The following is a 21,272-nucleotide window of genomic DNA, read 5'->3' as shown; positions in this document are numbered from 1 at the left end:
GGGCTAACAGCTATAGCAATGCGGCATGGGCTCTGCCAAGATGCCGGCATGACGCTGAACCAGCTCGAGTACTTCATCCAGGTCGCGGAGCACGGCAGCTTCAGCAAGGCGGCGCTGGTGCTGGACGTGGCCCAGCCGGCCTTGAGCCGGCAGGTGAGGGCGCTGGAGACCGAGCTGCACGAGACGCTGTTCCTGCGCAATGGGCGCGGCGTCGAGCTCACCGAAGCCGGCCGCCGGCTGCTGGAGCACGGCCAGGGCATCCTGCACTTGGTGGCGCAGGCGCGTGACGACCTCTCGGCCCACCGCAACGAGCCCGTCGGCCAGATCGTCGTGGCCATGCCGCCGACGCAGGCGCGGCTGTTGACGCTGCCGTTGATCGAAGGCTTCAGCGCCGCTTGCCCGCGTGCGCGCCTGGTCATCGTGGAGGGCTTCTCGACGCACCTGACCGAGTGGCTGATGTCCGGCCGCGCCGACCTCGCGCTGGTCTACAACCCCGAGCCGCTGCCGGCGCTGGAGATCCTGCCGTTGCGCGAGGAGGCGCTGGTGCTGCTGAGCCCCGCCAGCGCCGCGCCCGGCGGGCCGCTGACGCTGGAACAGCTGTCGCGCTATCCCCTCGTGATGCCGCAGCGCGGCCATGTGTTCCGCAAGCGCATGGAGGAGGCGGCGGCCATGGCCGGCGTGCAGCTGCGGGTGGGCTGGGAGGTGTCCAGCGTACCGGCCATGCTGGACCTCGTCGCCGCCGGCCTGGGCCACGCGGCGCTGGGCGAGGACGCGCTGCGCGCCTTCGAGCATCCCGAGCGCCTGGCCGTCACGCCGTTCGAGGCCGGCATCAAGGCCACGCTGTGCCTGGTGACGCCGGCGCTGAAGCGCTCCACGCCGCTGACGCAGCGCACCGCGGCGCTGCTGATGAAGCTGGTGCGGGAGCCGCAGGCTCAAACGGGCAGGCCGACGTAGTTCTCCGCCATGGCCGCCATGGCGGCTTCCGACGTGACGAGGTACTCCAGCTCGGCGCGGTGCAGCTTGGCGTCGATCTCGGGCTCGTGCGGCAGCGGGTGCATCAGGCTGGTGAACCACCACGAGAAGCGCTCGGCCTTCCAGATGCGCGACAGGCAACGCGCCGAATAGTGCTGGATGCCGGCGCCGCTGCGCTCGCGGTAGTGCTCGATCAGCGCCTGCGACAGGTAGCGCACGTCGGACGCCGCGAGGTTCAGCCCCTTGGCGCCCGTCGGCGGCACGATGTGGGCAGCGTCGCCGGCCAGGAAGAGGCGGCCGAAGCGCATCGGCTCGGCGACGAAGCTGCGCAGCGGCGCGATGCTCTTCTCCAGCGACGGTCCGGTGACCAGGGCCGCGGCGGCCGCCGGGTCCAGCCGGCGGCGCAGCTCGGCCCAGAAGCGCTCGTCGCTCCAGTCGCTGGCCTGCTCGGTCAGCGGCACCTGCAGGTAGTAGCGGCTGCGCGTGGCGGAGCGCATGCTGCACAGCGTGAAGCCGCGCTCGTGGCGGCCGTAGATCAGCTCGTGCGAGACCGGAGGCGTGTCGCTGAGCAGGCCCAGCCAACCGAAGGGGTAGACCTTCTCGTGCGTGCGAATCGCGTCGACCGGCACGCTGGCCCGGCTGACGCCGTGGTAGCCGTCGCAGCCGGCGATGTAGTCGCACTGCACCTCGATGCGCTCGTCGTCCACCGTGCAGCGTGCGCCGGGGCGGTCGCCGTCGAAGCCGAACAGCTCGACGTCGGCCGCCGAGTACAGCGTCTGCAGGCCGGCCGCGGCGCGTGCATCCATCAGGTCGTGCGTCACTTCGGTCTGGCCGTAGACCGTCACCGACTTGCCGCCGGTCAGCCGGCTCAGGTCGATGTGATGGCGCTGGCCGTCGAACATCAGCTCGAAGCCGTGATGCACCAGGCCCTCGGCATGCATGCGCGCGCCGACGCCGGCCTCGTCGAGCAGGTCGACGGTGGTCTGCTCCAGCACGCCGGCGCGGATGCGGCCCAGCACGTAGTCGCCGGTCTGGCGCTCGAGGATGAGGTTGGCCACGCCGGCCTTGTGCAGCAGTTGGCCGAGCAGCAGGCCTGCCGGCCCCGCGCCGATGATGAGCACCTGGGTGCGCAGTGTTCGCATGTCTCGCCCGGTGTTGTTGTCGATGCCATCGAGGTTAGGCGCGCAACGGCGTCGAGGCAATGGACGCTTGGAACCGGCGCTTGCACAATCCGAACCCATGCGCAAGAACAAGCCCGGGTTGCCGCTCTACGAGCTATATGGGGAGTTGGCGCCGATCGAGGCGCTCGACGGGCTGCACATGGAGTCCATCGCCGACCGCAGCTGCTTGCACAATTGGGAAATCGACGCCCACCGGCATGCGTCGTTGGTGCAGTTGCTGTTGATCGAGGCCGGCGGTGCCAGCGTGCAGATCGACGGCCGCGCGTTGGCGCTGCGCGCCCCGGCCCTCGTCTGGGTGCCGACGCTCGCGGTGCACGGCTTCGCCTTCAGCCCGCAGACGCAAGGGCATGTGGTGACGTTGGACCAGGCGCGGCTGCGGCGGCTGCTGGAAGCGTCGCCCGGGCTCTGGAATGCATTGGCTGCGTCGCGGGCCACCAGCTTGCGGGCCGGTTCATCGCAGAGCCAGGCGCTGCTGGCCATTGGACGCGCGCTGCGCGACGACTATGCGGGCGGGGCGCCCTGGCGCTCGCAGGTGCTGGACGGGGCGGTGCTGATGGCGGCGGCGCTGGTGGCGCGGCTGCCGCCGCTGGCGGCACCGCCCGCCGGAACGGCCGAGCCGGCGAGCCGGGCGCTGCAGCACCTGGCGCGCTACCGCGAGCAGGTGGAACGCCATTTCCGCAGCCAGCCGAGCCTGGACACGCTGGCCGCGCCGCTGGGCATCACCACCACGCAGCTGAACCGGCTGTGCCGCCGCCACCTGCACTGTTCGGCGCTCGACCTGTTGCACCGGCGCCTGCTGCTGGAGGCCAAGCGCGAGCTGGGCTACACGACGCTGCAGGTCCGGCAGATCGCCGATGGCCTGGGCTTCGCGGACCCGGCCTACTTCACGCGCTTCTTCGTACGGCTGACCGGGCAGTCGCCCAGCGCCTGGCGCGCGCAACCGCCGTCTACCTAGCGGCCACCTGTGCCGCCAGCGCGCCCGACTGCAGCCGCACGAGGCACACGACGCACAGCAGCGAGAACACCGCGCCCGCCAGCAGCGTGAAGCGGTAGTCGTGGCCGGACAGGTCCAGCACCGGCCCCTGCAGGCCGCTGACGACGATGGTGCCGAACACCACCATCAAGTCCTTGGTGGAGTTGAACTGCACGAACCTGGCGCGGGGAAAAAGCGCCATGGGCATCGAGGCGGCTGCGGTGAACCAGGCGCCCGAGATGACCACATGCGCCAGATAGAAGGCCCGGAAGCTGGCGGCGTCGGACACGCTGGCGAAGCCCACTGCCGAGACGGCGCAGTACACCGCCATGATGACCAGGGAGACCCGCATCGGGCCGTAACGGTCGGCCAGCCAACCGATGGCGAAGGCCGACACGATGGAGACCGCGTAGCCTGCGGCCGTCAGCGCGCCGAGCGTCGACTTCACGATGCCGGTGGCGTGCGCATAGTGCAGATAGAAGGTGTTGAAGGGCCCGAAGGTGACGCTGGCCAGCACGAAGGCGGCGACTGCCCAGCCATAGGGCCGGTAGCTGAAGCACTCCAGCACATGCTCGAACGGGAACCGCAGCCGGCGCAGCGGCTTCACCGGCGCGGCGGCATCCGGCGGCAGCGGTGTTTCCTTGACGCCCAGGGCCATCGCGAAAACAGGGAGGCAGAAGAACAGCCCCGCACCGATCAGCACCTCGCGCAGGTGGTGGTCGGTGAGCGCGAAGATCCAGTTGTGGTACGCGATGCCGACGCTCAGGCCGACGATGCGGAACACGGCAAAGAAGCGCCCCAGCAGCCGAACGGGGACGAGGTCGCTGACCAGCCCGTTGAACAGCGAGAGCGCGCTGATGGCGGCGCAGTCGAAGACGGCCCAGAAGAGGCAGAACAGCGCAAGGCGGCACTGCGCCAGGCCGGGCGACCAGGACCCGAGCGCGGTGTCCAGCGCGCCGGCCCACGTGGGTGATGCCGCCAGGCCCAGCATTGCCAGGCAGCCGACGGGCGCGGCCACCAGCAGGAAGGGCTTGCGCCGGCCCAGGCGGCTGCGGCAGCGGTCGGAGTGGTAGCCGGCCAGGGGGACGAGCAGCATGCTCAACGCCGCGGGTACGGTGGACAGCAGCAGCGAAATGGTGGTGTCGGATGCCGCGTACCGGCGCAGCAGTTCCAGCGCCGTCGGCAGGGCGGCGCGCTCGCGGATCGTGACGCCGAGGTCGCCGCACAGCAGCCACAGCAGCAGCGCACCCACCCCCGCGAGGCTGAGCGGCGCGACCGCCAGGGCGCTGGCCCGCGCGCGGTCCATCCTCAGCGGCTCTGCGCCACGGGGCCGGTCGATTGGCGAACGATGAGTTCGAGCGGCAGGGCGGTCTTGGTCGCGCCGGCGCCCTTGCCCTCGATCAGCGCCACCAGCTCCCTCACCGTGCAGGCACTGAGTTCGCCCAGCGGCTGGCGCATCGTCGTGAGGGGAGGGTGGACGTGGCTGGACGTCGCGATGTCGTCGAAGCCGACGACTGAGATGTCGTCGGGTACGCGCAGGCCCTTGCTGTGGATCGCATCGATGGCGCCGAAGGCCATCTCGTCGTTGGCCGCGAAGATGGCGGTCGGCGGGCTGGGCAGGGCCAGCAACTGCTGGGTGGCCGCATGGCCGCCGGTCTGGATGAAAAAGCCCGGCACGATCAACGCGGTGTCGGCCGGGATGCCGGCGTCGTTCAATGCCTCGACATAGCCGGCCTGCCGCTCGGCGCTCTGGCCGGTCTTGTGGGAGCCGGCCACGAAGGCGATGCGGCGGTGCCCGAGGGACAGCAGGTGCTGGACCGCCGTGCGTGCGCCCCTGCGGTTCTCGATGGCGACGACGGGCAGCGCCACGGCGCGCGCATCGAAGTTCACGAAGACGCACGGCAGTTGACGGCGTTCCAGTTCGGCGAGATAGCCGTCTTCCACGTTGGGCATAGGCAATATCAGGCCGGCGCACAGGTTGGCCAGCATGTCGCGCGTGCCGGTGCGATCCACGCCGTCGAAGCGTTCGGCGTTGAACAGCACGATGTCGTAGCCGCGCGCGCGGGCTTCCCGGCTGATTTCCTTGGTGATCTCGTGCAGCACCAGCGAGCCGAAGTTGTTAACGAAGATGCCGATGAGCCGGCTCTTTTCGCCGCGCATGCGCCGCGCCACCATGTCGGGCGAGTAGTTGAGCTTGGCCGCCGCCTCCATGATGCGGGCGCGGGCGTCCTCGGAAACATAGCCCTCGCCGCGTATGGCGCGCGATGCCGTGATGGGGGCGACGCCGGCCAGTTTCGCCACCTCACTGAGCTTGCTGGGTTTGCGCATGGGTCGTGACGGCGACAAGATACAAAGAATGTGGTGACGATACCACACATATGTATCGCTCATACGGCCGAGCGATCGCCGCCCGCTGGCCCGTACGGGGAAAAACGGCTTCGCCAGCGTTAACCGATATGCTAACGTGACCATACTCCTCCCACCGTCGCGGAAGACGTGGGCTGGCGCCACCGCACCCAACCGACTTCCAATGATGAAACTGAAGAATTGCGTGACAGGCCTGCTGATGACGGTGGGCCTTGCCCTCGGTGGATGTGCAACGTCGCCCTCCAACGAGGGCAGCAGCCGGGCCGCGGTGATCGCCGCGATCGACAAGGTGAATGGGTATTGGACGGCCCGCACACCGGCGCAGGAAAGCCCGTTCTGGAATGTTGCGGCCTACCATACCGGCAATATCGAGGCGTACCGGGTTACCGGCAATGAGAACTATCGCCGCTATTCCGAAACCTGGGCGGAATACAACCAGTGGATGGGCGCGAAGTCGACGGACAAGGCGAACTGGAAATACAGCTACGGCGAAACCGCCGATCATGTCCTTTTCGGTGACTGGCAGATCTGCTTCCAGGTCTATGCCGACCTGTATCAGCTCGACAAGGACCCGCGCAAGATCGCGCGGGCTCGCGAGGTGATGGAATATCAGATGAGCACCCCCAACAAGGATTATTGGTGGTGGGTGGACGGGCTTTATATGGTCATGCCGGTCATGACCAAGTTGTACAAGGCCACCGGCAATCGCCGGTATCTCGACAAGATGTACGAGTACTACAGCCATGCCAACAGCATCATGTACGACCCGCAGGAAAGGCTGTACTACCGGGACGCGCGCTATGTCTATCCGCGCCACAAGAGCGTCAACGGGAAGAAGGATTTCTGGTCGCGCGGCGACGGCTGGGCGTTCGCGGCCCTGGCCCGTGTGCTGTCGGACCTGCCCCAGGACGATACTCACCGCGGCGAATACGTCGCCCGGCTGCAGGACATGGCCGCCGCGTTGCTGCCGCTGCAGCAGCCCGCGGGTTACTGGACGCGCAGCCTGATCGACCCGGCCCATGCACCCGGCCCGGAAACCAGCGGGACGGCGTTCTTCACCTACGGCCTGCTGTGGGGCATCAACAATGGCCTGCTGCCGCGCGACCGCTACCTGCCCGCGGCGCAGCGGGGCTGGCGCTACCTGACGACCGTGGCCATGCAGCCCGACGGCAAGTTGGGCTACGTCCAGCCGATCGGCGACCGCGCGATTCCCGGCCAGGTGGTGGACCAGAACTCCACCTCGCATTTCGGCGTCGGGGCCTTCCTGCTCGCCGGCGCCGAGATGGCGCGCCTGCTCGGCCAATGACGCCGCCTCGAGGACCCACCATGCAACGTCGAAATTTCATGCGCGCCGCGGCGCTGGGCCCGGCCGCGTCGGGCTTGTTGGCCGCCGGCCAGGCGGCCGCTGCCGCATCGGCCGGCACGCCAGGGCAGGAGCGCGCCCACATGCTCAACCTGCTGCGGCAGATGGCCGAGCCCGTGCTGGGCCTGATGTCCAAGGGCGAACTGAAGAAGAAATTCACGCTGGAACTGAGTCCGACCTGGGATGGGCGCGACCCGTCCGTGGCGTATCTCGAATGCTTCGGCCGCCTGATCGCGGGCATCGCACCGTGGCTTGCATTGCCGGCGGATGGCACGCCCGAAGGCCAGCTGCGCCAGCGCCTGCAGCAGCAGGCGCTGCAGAGCTACGCCAATGCCGTGGACCCGAAGAGCCCGGACTTGCTGACGTGGAAGGGGCACGGCCAGGCGCTGGTGGATTCGGCCTATTTCACCAATGCCCTGATGCGAGCGCCCAAGGTGCTGTGGGATCCCCTCGACGCGACCACGAAAGGCCGCATCGTGGCGGCGATCAAGGGCCTGCGCCGCATCGAGGTGCCGTACATCAACTGGCTGCTGTTCGCGGCGATGAACGAAGCCTGGCTGCTGTCCATCGGCGAGGAATCGGACCCGATGCGCATGAACGGCGCGATCCGCAAGATCAACGAGTGGTATGTGGGCGACGGTTGGATCAAGGACGGCCAGGACTTCCATTTCGACTATTACGGTGCCTACGTCATGCACCCCATGCTCGTCGAGATCCTCGAGGTGCTGGTGGCGAGGAAGGCGCCGTTCTGGAACGCCAAGCCCGAAGAGCTGCTGGCGCAGGCGACGAAGCGCGCGCAGCGCTATGGCGAGCATCTGGAACGCTTCATCGGGCCGGAAGGCAGCTATCCGCCGATCGGCCGCTCGCTCACCTACCGCACCGCGGTGTTCCAGCCGCTGGCCCTGCTGGCCTGGCGCAAGCAATTGCCCGCGTCGCTGCCCGAAGGCCAGGTGCGCGCCGCCTTGCATGCCGCGCATGTCGCGATCTGGGACGGGCCGAGCAACTTCACCCAGGACGGGTTCCTGACCATCGGCTTCCGCGGCCGACAGCCGGAACTCGGGGACTGGTACTCCAACAACGGCAGCATGTACATCGCCGCGGCGGGCCTGCTGGCACTGGGCCTGCCCGCCACCGATTCGTACTGGACGTCGCCCGCCCAGGACTGGACGCAGAAGAAGGCGTTCAGCAGCCAGAGGTTCCCGAAGGACTACCCGGTGAGCTACTGATGAAGCGCGCGCTCCTCGCTGCCTGGCTGGCGCTGGCCACGCTGACCGCCGACGCCGCGGAGCGCATGCTCGTCACGGTCCGGCATGACTTGAAGGCGGCGCGGCCTGCCGAGACGATCACGGTCCCGTGGTCCGAAGTGGCCCGGCGACTTCCGGGCGCGTTGATGCACCAGCTCGCCGTGCGCGACGCCCAAGGCAACGTGCTGCCCTATCAGGTCACCAATGTCGCCCCGCAGGCGCGAGACCCGAAAGGCGAGGGCATTGCCTACGGGGAGCTGATCTTCCAGCACGACTTCGCCGCGGATGAGCAGAGCGCACGCTTCACCGTCGAGAAGACCACGGGCGTGGCGCCGCCGTTTCCCGTCAAGGCATTTGCCCGTTATGTGCCCGAGCGCCTCGACGACTTCGCCTGGGAGAACGACAGGATCGGGCACCGCACCTACGGCCCGGCGCTGGCCGAGCCCGCGCCGCCCGGCAGCGACAAGGAAGTGCTGGTGACGAGTGGCCTCGACATCTGGTTCAAGCGCCCGTCCTACCTCGTCATCGACCGTTGGTACAACAAGGGGCACGACCACTATCACAAGGACGAGGGCGAGGGGCTGGACATGTACGCCGTCGGCCGCACGCGCGGTGCAGGCGGCACCGGCATCTGGAACGGCAAGCGCCTGTTCACCAGCCGCAACTATTCGGCTTGGCGCATCGTGACGAACGGGCCGGTCCGCACCGTCTTCGAACTCACCTATGAGGCATGGGATGCGGACGGCGTGCCCGTCAGCGAGGTGAAGCGATTCACCGTAGATGCGGGGCATCTGTTCGACACGGTCGAGAGCATCTTCAACACCCCCAGCCCGCAGACGCTTCCGGTCGCGCTCGGCCTCAACAAGAAACCCGCCTACGCTGAGCAGACGCCGACCGTCGCCACCTACCGTGCGCCGGACACGCTGATGCAGTGGGTGCGTCAGCGCAGCGCGGGCGACTTCGGCACCGCGATCATCATTCCTGGCGCCGAGGGTTACGCGGCCGATCCGGACAACGAACTCATCCTCGTCAGGGCCAGGAGTGGCCAGCCGCTGCGCTATCACCTGGGCGCTGCGGTCAGTTGGTCGGGGGAATTTCCGGACGCGCAAGCCTGGTTGGCCTATGTGGAGGCCTACCGCAAGCGCATCGCTGCGCCGGTCCGCGTCGACGTCGGCATGGAGTAGTGCAGGTTCGATGGCGAAATGGCCGGGCAGTCAGCGCGGCAAGCGGCCGCACCTTGCAATTTCATATATTTCCGACCGACTTATTCATACCTTCTTGCTAGCGACCGACAGTAGGCTCACTGCTGAGCAACGGGCGCGCTTGGAGTGGAGAGGCGCGCAGCTCCGTAGCGGATTTTGAACCGGAAGTGAGAGCGTTCTCGGGGTAAACGCGATATTTCACCTCGATAAGGCAACGTTACCATATCAGTTTTGGTAACCGTTGGTGCGGTATCGGCTGCGCGAGCCTATTGATTCAGAAGATGTAGCCTTAAAGCAACTTCGATTATGTGAGACAACGTTACCATATCCGCCTTGCATGTGATGGACGGTATACGTTCGGGGCTCACGCGCGATCCATCTGCACGCGACCCGCTTGTTTCCTAGGGATTGATTTCCACGTATCTTCATTTAGTGGCGTCGCCACTGACATACAAGATCGTCGAGGCAGGATCCATTCGCAGCGATTGGTTTATTTGGCACTGGTAACGTTGACATATGCGGCGCGTAGTCGCCAAGCAGGCTAGAAAAATCAAAACACAGTCGCGGCGCTCATGATTGCGTCGCCCACGTGACAAAAAGCCCTTGAGGCAATATGGAGCAGAGACAATGAAACACAAACTGATCTATTCGGCCGTGTCAATGGCGCTCGCCGCCGCGTACGGCCAGGCAAACGCCCAGGCCGCAGCGGCCCCGCCGGCCGAAAAGGCCTCGGAAGCGGCCGCGGCCAAACCCGACGCCAACCAGCTGTCCACCGTGGTCGTCACGGGTTTTCGCGCCAGCCTCGAAAAATCGATGGCGTTGAAGCAGCAGGCCATCGGCGTGCGCGACTCCATCGTGGCCGAGGACATCGGCAAGTTCCCCGAGGCCAACGTCGCTGAATCGCTGCAACGCGTGCCGGGTGTCATCCTGAACCGTGACGAGAGCTCTGGCGAAGGCCAGCGCATTTCCATCCGCGGCCTGCCGGATGTGTATACCGTCACCACGCTGAACGGCGCGCTCGTGAACGCCGTGTCTACCAGCACCATCGGCAGCGCGGCGCGGGGTTTCAACTATGACGTGTTCGCGTCCGAACTGTTCGGCCGCGTGGACTTCTACAAATCGCCGCTGGCCGAGTTGAACGAAGGCGGCATGGGCGGCGTCGTGGACCTGCAGACGCCGCGCCCGTTCGACAATCCCAAGCGCACTTTCCGCTATGGCGTGACCGCGTCGTACAACACCACCTCCGGCAAGACGGACCCGATGGGCTTTGCGCTGTACTCCAACACCTGGGGAGACTGGGGAGCGCTGGTCGGCGTGTCGCATTCCGCCGCGGTGAACGACCGCTCGGGTTTCGAGGCCACCGGCGGCTACAACAGCTCTTTCCGCGCCAGCCAGAACCCCGTGAAGGGCAACTTCGCCTTCGCGTTGGACTACGACAGCCCGCGCGCCAGTCTGGGCAGCTACACCCGCGAGCAGGTCGACAACGCGCTGCTGCCGCGCATCTACCGCTTCTACGGCTCCTCCAACGACCGCACCCGCGACGGCCTGGTGGGCTCGCTGCAATTCAAGACGCCCACGCTGAACCTGAGCCTGGACACGCTGTACTCCAAGCTGAAGAACTCGCGCGACGAGATGTACTTCGGCCTGTTGATCCGCAACAGCCGTACCACCGACCGCACCAAGCCGGCGGGCCAGAGCGGCAACAACGGCTTCATCCCGCTCAACGTGAAGATCGACCCGGCGTCCAACCTGCTGACCGGCACGTTCGGCAACACCTCATACAGCAGCGGCGTCACTTACAGCGAAGACGAGACCCAGTTCGGCTACGTCGCCGCCAATGCCCGCTGGACCGTGAGCGACCGGCTGGTGCTGAGCAGCCAGCTGAGCACCAACCGCAGCAAGGCGCTGAGCTACCAGGACACGCTGTCCGGCCAGATCTTCGGCGTCGACTCCACCATCGACTACGGCAGCGACCACGTCTACCCATCGATGTCCTCGCCGGTCAGCTACACCGACCCGGCCAACTTCCAGGGCTTTGGCATCGGTACCGGCTGGACCCGCGAGACCGATAAGAGCAACCAGGGCCGCGTCGTGGCCGACTGGGACTACCACCTGGCCGGCGACTGGACCGGTCACCTGAAAGCCGGGCTGGCCTACTCGGAGACCTCCAAGGAGATCAACAAGCGCAACGGCACGTCCGCCGCCACCGCCAAGCTCAACACGCTGGGCACGGCGGGCCTGCGTTCGGGCATGACCTCCGTGCTGCCCATCGGCAACCTGGACATGGGCGCCGGCTGGCCGCACGCCTGGGGCACCTTCACCCGCGACTACACCTACTCGACCTTCGACCCGCTGGCCTTCAACTCCGAAGCCACCTTCACGCCGGCGCAGAGCTTCAAGGCGCAGGAGAACGTGTCCACGGCGTTCGTCCAGTCCGACTTCAAGGGCCAGGTGTTCGACAGGGAATTGCGCCTGAACGCCGGCGTGCGCTTCGCGCGCACCGAAACGCTGATCGACAACTACAAGCAACAGGGTGCCAGCCTCACCTACGCGCCCAACCGGGAGAAGGGCTCGTACACCAGCCTGCTGCCGGCCTTCAGCGCCGCGCTGGACCTGACAGACAGCCTGACCTGGCGCGCCTCCTGGGGTAAGACGCTGAGCCGCCAGGCGCTGTCCATCATCGCGGCGCAGACGGTCATCCCCAACCCGTTCGACAACACCGCGACGGCCGGCAACCCCGGCCTGCGCCCGCAGAAGTCCAAGAACCTGGACACCAGCCTGGAGTGGTACTTCCAGAAGGGCAGCATGCTGTCGGCCGCTCTGTTCAAGAAGGAGCTGACCGACGCCACGGTGGGCAACAACGTGCAGACCACCTTCGGCGCGCTGGGCCTGCCGGACACCGCGCTCGGCGCGATCTTCCAGGACGCCAACGGCAAGGTCGACCCCAACCTGCCGATGACGCTGCGCACCTACAGCAACGCCGGCAAGCAGACGTTGAAGGGCTTCGAGCTGGCGTACCAGCAGGCCTTCACCTTCCTGCCGGACCCGTTCAAAGGCTTGGGTGCGCTGGCCAGCTACACGCACATCAACCCGTTCAACACGCAGGTGTGGTCGACCAACGCGGGCAAGGTCATCGAGGTGAACCAGGTGCCCAAGTACGCCTACAGCGCCACGCTCTACTACGAGAACGGGCCGTTCGCCTTCCGCACCTCGTACAACTACAAGGGCCGTTCGCTGCACGGCGATACCCCGAAGAACAACGGCGACGACCTGATCCGCTGGCGTGCCGGCCGCGGCTACCTCGATGCCAACGTCAGCTACAAGATCAACGACGCGCTGGAGATCCGCCTGGAAGCGCTGAACCTGTCCAACACGCTGGCCTACGACTACTTCGAGGACGCCACCGGCCAGTACGGCCTGGGCGACAGGACCCGCATGGACTACGCGAAGTACGACGGCCGCACCTTCAAGATCGGCCTGCGCGGCAGGTTCTGAGCAAGGCGTTGAGCGAATGTGGGACGCACTTGATGCGAAGCTCGTCCCCTTTGCCTTCCTCATGAAGACGATCGCATTTGCCGTGCTCCTGGCCGCGGCGCTCGCCGGTTGCGCCGTTGCGCCGCACCACGCGGACGTGCGGGTCGTGGACGTGGCCGACGGCTGGGCGCGCAATTCCGTCAATGCCGTCGTGTTCCGCAAGAACTCGCTTGTCACGCAGGGCGACACGCAGTACATCGCCTTCTACGACAAGGACGCCAACGTCGTGCTCGGCAAGCGCAAGCTGGGCACCGATGCGTGGGAGCTGAAGACCACGCCCTACCAGGGCAACGCGCTGGACGCGCACAACAGCATCAGCCTCATGGTCGACGGTGCGGGCTATCTGCATCTCGCCTGGGACCATCACAACAGCGCCCTGCGCTATGCCCGCAGCGCGAGCCCCGGCGCGCTGGCTCTGACGAACCCGCTGCCGATGACGGGGCTGGACGAGCGCTCCGTGTCCTATCCCGAGTTCCATCGCCAGCCCGACGGCAATCTGCTGTTCTTCTATCGGGACGGTGGCTCGGGCCGGGGCAACCTGGTCATCAACCGCTACGACACGTCCACCCAAGCGTGGACGCGCCTGCACGGCAACCTGATCAGCGGGGAAGGGCGGCGCAACGCCTACTGGCAGGCCTTCCTCGACGCCCATGGCACCCTGCACGTCTCCTGGGTGTGGCGCGAATCGCCCGACGTCGCCAGCAACCACGACCTGGCCTATGCACGCTCGCGCGACGGCGGCCGCAGTTGGGAGACCGCCGACGGCCGCCTCTACAAGCTGCCCATCACGGCGGCCAGCGCCGAGTACGCGGCCCGCATCCCGCAGCACAGCGAGCTCATCAACCAGACGGCCATGTCCGCCGACAAGGACGGCCAGCCCTACATCGCCAGCTACTGGCGGCGCGCCGGCCGCACGGTGCCGCAATACCAGGTGGTGTATCGCGACGGCGGGGCATGGAAGACGCTGGAGCTGGACTTCCGCCGCGCACCGTTTTCGCTGAGCGGCGGCGGCACCAAGGCCCTGCCGATCTCCCGGCCGCAGATCATGGTCGACGCGCAAGGCGACAAGCCGACGGCGCTGCTGGTGTTCCGCGACGAAGAGCGTGGCAGCAGGGTGTCGGTGGCCCGCATCACCGACTTCAACGCCGCCCGCTGGACCGTGCACGACCTGACGACCGAGGCCGTCGGTGCCTGGGAGCCCAGCTTCGACACCGAACTTTGGCGCACGCGCGGCGAGCTGAACCTGTTCCTGCAGGCGGTGCGGCAGGTCGATGGGGAAGGCACTGCCAACGTCCCGCCCAGCAGGGTGCGCGTCCTGCAATGGCGGCCATGAGCCCTAGAGTCTCCGGGCCGCGCTGCATGGCGCGCCTTTCACCCTGCCTCGGCCGCCGAGGCGGGGTTTTTTGCCAAAGTCCGCTTTCCGCAAACCTGGACCGCCCATGACCGTTCTCCTTCCTCGCCGCCGACTCCTGGGCGCCGCCGCCAGCGGCGCCACGCTGCTGTTGAACCCGCCGTCCGCCAGCGCGGCCGGAGGGGGCGCGGCGCGTTTTGCCATCGGCGAGAGCGACTTCCTGCTGGACGGCAAGCCGCTGCAGATCCGTTGTGGCGAGATGCACTTCGCACGCGTGCCGCGCGAGTACTGGAAGCACCGCCTGCAGGCCATCAAGGCGATGGGCATGAACACGGTGTGCGCCTACCTGTTCTGGAACTATCACGAATGGCGCGAAGGCCAGTACCAGTGGGAAGGCCAGCGTGATGCCGCCGAGTTCTGCCGGCAGGCGCAGGCGGAGGGCCTGTGGGTCATCCTGCGCCCGGGCCCCTATGCCTGCGCCGAATGGGAGATGGGCGGCCTGCCGTGGTGGCTGCTGAAGCACCCGGGCGACGCCTTCCTGCGCAGCCGCGACGACGCCTTCGTGCAGCCGGCCCGCCGCTGGCTGAAGGAGGTCGGGCGGGTGCTCGGCGGCCAGCAGGTCACGCAGGGCGGCCCCATCCTGATGGTGCAGGTGGAGAACGAGTACGGCTTCCTCAGCGACGACAAGGACTACATGCGCGTGATGCGCCAGGCCGTGCTCGACGGGGGCTTCGACGTGCCGCTGTTCCAGTGCAACCCGACCACCGCGCTGGCTAAGACTCACATCCCGGAGCTGTTCACGGTGGCCAATTTCGGCAGCGATCCGGCAGGCGGGTTCAAGGCGCTGGACGCGCTGCAGAAGGGCCCGCGGATGTGCGGCGAGTACTACTCCGGCTGGTTCGACACCTGGGGCTCGCCGCACAAGCGTGGTGACAACGCGCGGGCCATCCAGGACATCGACACGATGCTGAACGCGAACGGCTCGTTCAGCCTGTACATGGCCCACGGCGGCACCACCTTCGGCCTGTGGGGCGGCTGCGACCGGCCCTTCCGGCCCGACACCACCAGCTACGACTACGACGCGCCGATCAGCGAGGCCGGCTGGGTGGGCGAGAAGTTCCGCACCTACCGCGACTGCCTGGCCAGGCACCTGCAGGCCGGCGAAGTGCTGCCCGCACCGCCGCCCAAGCTGCCGGTGATGACGATCCCGGCGTTCACGCTCACCGAGACGGCCGCGGTGCTGGCCAACCTGCCGGCGCCCGCCATCCAGGCGGAGGCGCCGCGCAACATCGAGCAGTACGACATCAGCCGCGGCCTCATTGCCTACCGCGCCACGCTGCCCGCCGGCCCAGCGGCCAGGCTGGAAGCGGCGAACGCGCGCGACCTGGCGTGGGTCTTCGTCGATGGCCGCGTGGCGGGCACGATGGACACGCGCCACCGTCGCTTCAGCGTCGACATCCCGGCGCGCAAGCGCGACACCACCGTCGAGATCCTGCTGTACACGATCGCCCGCGTGAACTTCGGCATGGAGGTGCATGATCGCAAGGGCCTGCAAGGCCCGGTCATGCTGCGCACGTCCAAGGACAAGGCCCAGGAGGTCAAGGGCTGGGAGATCCGCGCCATCGACTTCGGCGCCGACGGTGGCCTGCCACCATTGCAGTGGCAGCCCAAGCGCGCTGCCGGCCCGGCGTTCTGGCGCGGCGGCTTCGACGCGGCCACGCCGGCCGACACCTTCCTCGACATGTCGTCCTGGGGGCAGGGCATCGTCTGGATCAACGACCGCTGCCTGGGCCGCTACTGGAGCATCGGCCCCACGCAGACCATGTACCTGCCGGGGCCGTGGATCAACGCCGGCCGCAACGAGGTCGTCGTGCTGGACCTGACCGGCCCGCGCGCCAACCGCATCGAAGGCCTCGCGACGCCCGTGCTCGACCAGCTGCACCCCGAGCGCGACCTGAAGCGCCCGCCCAGCACCGCGCGCCCGCGCCTGGCCGGCCTGACGCCAGTGCATGCCGGCCAGTTCGCCAGCGGCTCGGCCACGCAGGACGTGCGCTTCAACGACGTGGCGCGCGGCCGCCAGCTCTGCATCGAGGTGCTCGACACCTTCGACGGCAAGCCCCATGCAGCCATCGCCGAACTGGCATTGCTCGACGCGCAAGGCAAGCCGCTGAGCCAGACCGCGTGGACCATCGCCTACGCCAGCAGCGAGGAGGCGCGCAAGGAGGACGGCGGCGCGCTGAACGCCATCAATGGCCAGGCCACCGACTACTGGCACACGGCCTACAGCGGCCGGACGCAGCCCACCGGCCCGGCGCGCCTGATCATCGACCTGGGCGCACCCATGGACATCGCCGGGCTGCGCTACACGCCACGCCAGGGGCCCGACGGCGTCACCGGTCGCATCCGCCGCTACCGCGTGTTCGTCGGCGACAAGCTGGTTTCGAACGATTGAGCGGGGCTGAGCCATGAACCATCAAACCATCGGCAAGTACAGGTGGACGATCTGCGCGCTGCTGTTCTTCGCCACCACCGTCAACTACCTCGACCGCCAGGTGCTCAGCCTGCTGGCGCCGGCGCTGTCCAAGGAGTTCGGCTGGTCGAACTCGGACTACGCCAACATCACCGCGGTGTTCCAGTTCGGCTACGCGATCTCCATGCTGTTCGCGGGCCGCTTCATCGACGCCATCGGCACCAAGCGCGCCTTCGCCATTGCCGTGGTCGTCTGGTCGCTCGGCGCCATGATGCATGCCTTCTCGGTGCCGATCGGCGCCGCGCTGGTGGTGCTCGGCGTCGGGCTGCCGGTCTCGGTCGCGGGCTTCATGGTGTCGCGCGCGGTGCTGGCCCTGGGCGAGGCCGGCAACTTCCCCGCCGCCATCAAGGCCACGGCGGAGTACTTCCCCAAGAAGGAGCGCTCCTTCGCGACCGGCATCTTCAACTCGGGCGCCAACGTCGGCGCGATCCTCGCGCCGCTGACCGTGCCCTGGATCGCTGTCACCTGGGGCTGGCAGATGGCGTTCATCGCCATCGGCGCCATCGGGTTCCTGTGGGTCGCGCTGTGGTTGACCTACTACGACGCACCGTCCCGCCAACGCCGCCTGGGTGCTGCGGAGCTGGCCTATATCGACAGCGACCGCGAGCCCGCGCCGGCGGACGACGGCACCAGGATGCCGTGGTTCCGGCTGCTTGCCCACCGGCAGACCTGGGCTTTCGCGATCGGGAAGTTCCTGACCGACGGCGTGTGGTGGTTCTACCTGTTCTGGCTGCCCAAGTACCTCACCAGCCAGTACGGCATGACCACGACGGACCTCGCGCTGCCGCTGACCGTGCTGTACAGCATGACCATGGTGGGCAGCATCGGCGGCGGCTGGTTCCCAACCTACTTCATGCAGCGCGGCTACAAGCCCTATGACGGCCGGATGCGCGCCATGCTGGTGATCGCCTTCTTCCCGCTGGTGGTGCTGCTGGCGCAGCCGCTCGGCGGCATCAGCTACTGGATGCCCGTGCTGCTGATCGGCATCGGCGCGTCGGCCCACCAAGCCTGGTCGGCCAACCTCTTCACCACCGTGTCGGACATGTTCCCCAAGCGGGCGGTCGGCTCGGTCGTCGGCATCGGCGGCATGGCCGGCGGGCTGGGTGGCGTGGCGGTCTCCAAGCTGGGTGGCTGGATCTTCGATGCCTATGGCGCGCGCGGCCAGCTGTCCACGGGCTACATGGTCATGTTCTCGGTGTGCGCGCTGGCATACCTCGTGGCGTGGGCCGCGATGAAGGCACTCGTGCCGCGCCACAAGGAAATCAACGAGCTTTGACGCAGGGACGTATGAATCGCTTGAAGGAGACAGATGTGCGAGCAAGACTGATGGCAGGCGTCCGCGTGGCGGCCTTGCTGGGTGTGGTGGCCGGCGGAGCGGCATACGCGCAGCCGCCGCGCGCGGAGGTGGTGCAGGTGGACGCGTCCCGGCCCGACTGGGAGAACCCGGCGGTCTACGCCCGCGGCAAGCTGCCCGCCGCGGCGACGCATTTCCCGTTTGAGAGCCGCGAAGCCGCGCTGCTGGGCGACCCGACCCGTTCCGCCCGCTATCAGACCCTGGACGGCCTGTGGTCGTTCAGCTTCTCGCCGTCTGCCGACGACGTCCCGGCCGGTTTCGAGAAACCCGGCTACGACGTCTCCGGCTGGAAGACGATCAAGGTCCCGGCCATGTGGCAGGCCGAGGGCTATGACCAGGCGCGCTACAACAACATCACGTATCCCCACGTGGCCAACCGGCCGCTGATCCCGCATGCGACCAACCCGGTCGGGTCGTACCGCCGCAACTTCGAAGTGCCCGCGACGTGGGCGGGGCAGGACGTCATCCTGCACATCGGCGCGGCCGGCTCGGCGTACCGGGTGTGGGTCAACGGCACTGAGGCAGGGTATTCCGAGGACTCCAAGCTGCCGAGCGAGTTCGACGTCACCGCGCTGCTGAAGCCGGGGCAGAAAAACGTCGTCGCCATCCAGATCCATCGCTGGTCCGACGGGTCGTACCTGGAAGACCAGGACTTCTGGCGCGTCTCCGGCATCGAGCGCTCGGTCTACCTGAAGGGCGTGCCCAAGACGCGGCTGACCGACCTGTTCGTGCATGCCGGCCTCGACAAGGACTATCGCGACGGCGTGCTGTCGACCGACGTCTCGCTGACCGCGCGCAGCCAGCCGCTGACGATGCGCATGACGCTGCTGGACGGCGACAAGGTGGTCGTCGCGAAGGACGCCAAGGTCGCGGCAGGCGCGGCCAGGACCGAGACGCTTTCCGCCCCGGTGCCCGGCGTGCGCCACTGGACGGCCGAGACCCCCCGCCTCTACACGCTGCTGGTCGAGCTGCTCGATGCCCAGGGCAGGGTGGTGCAGGCGACGCCGCAGCGCATCGGCTTCCGCACCGTCGAGATCAAGGACGGCCTGGTGAAGGTCAACGGCCGGCCCATCGTCATCCGCGGCGTCAACCGCCACGAGCATGACCCGGAGACCTTCCACGTCATGTCGGAAGCGTCCATGCGCCGCGACATCGAGCTGATGAAGCGCAACAACATCAACGCGGTGCGCACCTCGCACTACCCGAACGCCGAGCTCTGGTATGCGCTGGCCGACGAATACGGCCTCTACGTGATGGACGAGGCCAACATCGAGAGCCATGCCTACATGGAGGAGGGCAACCGGCATCCGGAACGACGCGCCAAGATCCAGATCGGCTTCGACCCGGCGTGGGAGGCTGCCCACGTCAGCCGCGTGCTGAACATGGTCGAGCGAGACAAGAACCACCCGTCGGTGATCTTCTGGTCGCTCGGCAACGAGGCGGGCATCGGCCCCAACTTCGAGAAGGCCGCCGCGCAGGCGCGCCAGCGCGACCCCTCGCGGCTGATCTCCTACCTGGGCTGGGGCACGCTGGACTGGGAGCACCGGCCCAACGCCTACGTCGACGTCTACGCCCCGATGTACGACGACATCGAGAAGATGGTGGACTGGGCGACCGACCCGACCCGCACCCAGCCCATGATCCAGTGCGAGTACGCCCACATGCAGGGCAACTCGGGCGGCAACTTCAAGGACTACTGGGACACGATCTACAAGTACGAGAAGCTGCAGGGCGGCTTCATCTGGGACTGGGTGGACCAGTCGATGGTCCGCACCACCAAGGACGGCAAGCGCTACTGGGGCGACGGCGGCGAGTACGGCCCCAACCCGGGCGGCGACATCGAGTTCGGCGACGGCCTCATCCAGCCCGACCGCACGCCCAACCCGCACGTTTACGAAGTGCAGAAGGTCTATTCGCCCATCCAGTTCGAGGCCTTCGATGCGAAGACGGGCAGGCTCACCGTTCGCAACCGCCACGACTTCCGCGACCTGTCGGGCTTCGCCTTCGACTGGGCGCTGCTGGAGAACGGCGTCAGCGTCTCCACCGGCACGCTGCCGGCGCTGAAGACGCCGGCGCGCGAGGCACAGACACTGGATCTGCCGGTGAACCTGCTGCAGCGCAAGCCGGGTGCCGAGTACATCGTCATGGTTCGCGCCAAGGCCCGCGCCGGCGCGGTGCCGCTGGTGCCCGAGGGCCATGTCATCGGCTGGGAGCAGTTCGCGTTGGCGCCGCACACGCTGGCCACGACGCCGCTGGCCCAGGGCGCGGTCGAGTTGAAGGAAACGGCCGATGCCGTGACGCTGTCTGCCGGCGGCGCCAGCCTGACGCTGGATCGCAAGACCGGCCTGTTGAGCGCCTACGCCAAGGCGGGCGTGGTGCTGTTGACGCGCGGCCAGCCCAACTTCTTCCGCGCGGAGACCGACAACGACACGGCCACCGGCATCGTTGCGCAGCAGGCCCCATGGCGCGTCATGACCCGCGAGCGCCAGCTCCGCTCCATCGCCAGCCGCCGGCTGTCCGGTGGTGGCGCCGAGGTCGTCGTCGACCACGCGCTGGGTGCCGGCGCGGCGCGCTTCGTCACGACGTACACGATGGGCGGCGACGGCGCCGTCGAGGTGTCCGGTCTGCTGACGCCGCTCAAGAGTGACCTGCCGCCGCCGGTGCGCGTCGGCCTGTGGTTCGACATCCCGCAGAGCCTGACGACGGTGAGCTGGTACGGCCGCGGCCCGCATGAGAGCTACGTCGACCGCAAGACCGGCGCCGCCGTCGGCCTGTGGCGCGGCGAAATCGCCGAGCAGAACCACGACTACATGCGCCCGCAGGACACCGGCAACAAGGTCGACGTGCGCTGGCTGGAGGTCTCCGGCGGCGGCCGAGGCGTGCGGGTGGAAGGCAAGGCGCTGCTGATGGCGAACGCCCTGGCGTTCCCGTATACCGACCTCTACCGACGCGCGCCCGGTACGTGGAAGAGCAGCGACATCGTGCCGCACGACCACGGCAGCCTGCTCATCGACGGCGCGCAATGGGGCGTGGGCGGCGACACGACCTGGAACCATGTCGGCCAGCCGCACATGCAGTACCGGACCAAGCTGGAGCCCACGCGCGTCGCCTTCCGCCTGCAACCGTTCGAAGGCGAGGGCACCACCCCCGAGAAGGCGGTGCGCGCCCAGGCGACGATGCCGCAATAGCCGCAACAGCCGC

At 67.7% G+C, this 21,272-nt stretch carries 13 protein-coding genes; 10 read left to right on the top strand and 3 right to left on the bottom strand.

Annotation, left to right across the window (positions count from 1 at the left end):
- Window positions 1-48 precede the first annotated feature (48 nt).
- On the top strand, window positions 49-954 hold the full coding sequence (locus ASD35_RS17095) for a LysR family transcriptional regulator (RefSeq protein ID WP_056876172.1): 906 nt from the start codon (window positions 49-51) through the stop codon (window positions 952-954).
- Here ASD35_RS17095 and pobA read toward each other — a convergent pair.
- A complete protein-coding gene (pobA, locus tag ASD35_RS17090; RefSeq protein WP_056876319.1) occupies window positions 933-2,105 on the bottom strand; it encodes a 4-hydroxybenzoate 3-monooxygenase in 1,173 nt (390 codons plus the stop codon). The two genes, ASD35_RS17095 and pobA, sit on opposite strands and share 22 nt — an antisense overlap.
- A 106-nt stretch (window positions 2,106-2,211) precedes the next feature.
- Here pobA and ASD35_RS17085 point away from each other — a divergent pair, with 106 nt between their 5' ends.
- Entirely contained in the window at window positions 2,212-3,108 is an 897-nt protein-coding gene (locus ASD35_RS17085; protein ID WP_056876171.1) for a helix-turn-helix domain-containing protein, read from the top strand.
- On the opposite strand, the gene ASD35_RS17080 is transcribed toward ASD35_RS17085, so the two are convergent.
- Entirely contained in the window at window positions 3,101-4,432 is a 1,332-nt protein-coding gene (locus ASD35_RS17080; RefSeq protein WP_056876170.1) for an MFS transporter, read from the bottom strand. The genes ASD35_RS17085 and ASD35_RS17080 overlap by 8 nt on opposite strands.
- 2 nt (window positions 4,433-4,434) lie before the next feature.
- Complete coding sequence (locus ASD35_RS17075) at window positions 4,435-5,454, bottom strand: LacI family DNA-binding transcriptional regulator (protein ID WP_056876169.1); 1,020 nt, start codon at window positions 5,452-5,454, stop codon at window positions 4,435-4,437.
- A gap of 205 nt (window positions 5,455-5,659) precedes the next feature.
- Here ASD35_RS17075 and ASD35_RS17070 point away from each other — a divergent pair, with 205 nt between their 5' ends.
- The 8 genes from ASD35_RS17070 to ASD35_RS17035 all read left to right on the top strand — a co-directional run bounded on the left by ASD35_RS17070 (window position 5,660) and on the right by ASD35_RS17035 (window position 21,259).
- On the top strand, window positions 5,660-6,799 hold the full coding sequence (locus tag ASD35_RS17070; protein ID WP_235538382.1) for a glycoside hydrolase family 88 protein: 1,140 nt from the start codon (window positions 5,660-5,662) through the stop codon (window positions 6,797-6,799).
- Window positions 6,800-6,819: 20 nt separating this feature from the next.
- Entirely contained in the window at window positions 6,820-8,082 is a 1,263-nt protein-coding gene (locus ASD35_RS17065) for a DUF2264 domain-containing protein (RefSeq protein ID WP_056876167.1), read from the top strand.
- Window positions 8,082-9,284 (top strand): DUF4861 family protein, encoded by a 1,203-nt coding sequence (locus ASD35_RS17060; RefSeq protein WP_056876166.1) that lies wholly within the window; start codon window positions 8,082-8,084, stop codon window positions 9,282-9,284. Before ASD35_RS17065 ends, ASD35_RS17060 begins: the two co-directional genes overlap by 1 nt.
- 645 nt (window positions 9,285-9,929) lie before the next feature.
- On the top strand, window positions 9,930-12,797 hold the full coding sequence (locus ASD35_RS17055; protein ID WP_056876165.1) for a TonB-dependent receptor: 2,868 nt from the start codon (window positions 9,930-9,932) through the stop codon (window positions 12,795-12,797).
- A 61-nt stretch (window positions 12,798-12,858) separates the two neighbouring features.
- Window positions 12,859-14,169 (top strand): BNR repeat-containing protein, encoded by a 1,311-nt coding sequence (locus ASD35_RS17050; protein ID WP_056876318.1) that lies wholly within the window; start codon window positions 12,859-12,861, stop codon window positions 14,167-14,169.
- A gap of 106 nt (window positions 14,170-14,275) precedes the next feature.
- Entirely contained in the window at window positions 14,276-16,639 is a 2,364-nt protein-coding gene (locus tag ASD35_RS17045; RefSeq protein ID WP_056876164.1) for a beta-galactosidase, read from the top strand.
- Window positions 16,640-16,652: 13 nt separating this feature from the next.
- Window positions 16,653-17,993 (top strand): MFS transporter, encoded by a 1,341-nt coding sequence (locus ASD35_RS17040; RefSeq protein WP_056876163.1) that lies wholly within the window; start codon window positions 16,653-16,655, stop codon window positions 17,991-17,993.
- Between the two features lie 35 nt (window positions 17,994-18,028).
- On the top strand, window positions 18,029-21,259 hold the full coding sequence (locus ASD35_RS17035) for a glycoside hydrolase family 2 TIM barrel-domain containing protein (protein ID WP_235538381.1): 3,231 nt from the start codon (window positions 18,029-18,031) through the stop codon (window positions 21,257-21,259).
- Window positions 21,260-21,272: the final 13 nt, after the last annotated feature.

The organism is Pelomonas sp. Root1444 (assembly GCF_001426885.1).
Taxonomy (GTDB): domain Bacteria; phylum Pseudomonadota; class Gammaproteobacteria; order Burkholderiales; family Burkholderiaceae_C; genus Pelomonas.
The sequence above is the reverse complement of the archived record's forward strand: the minus strand, read 5'-3'. Positions and strand labels throughout refer to the sequence as shown.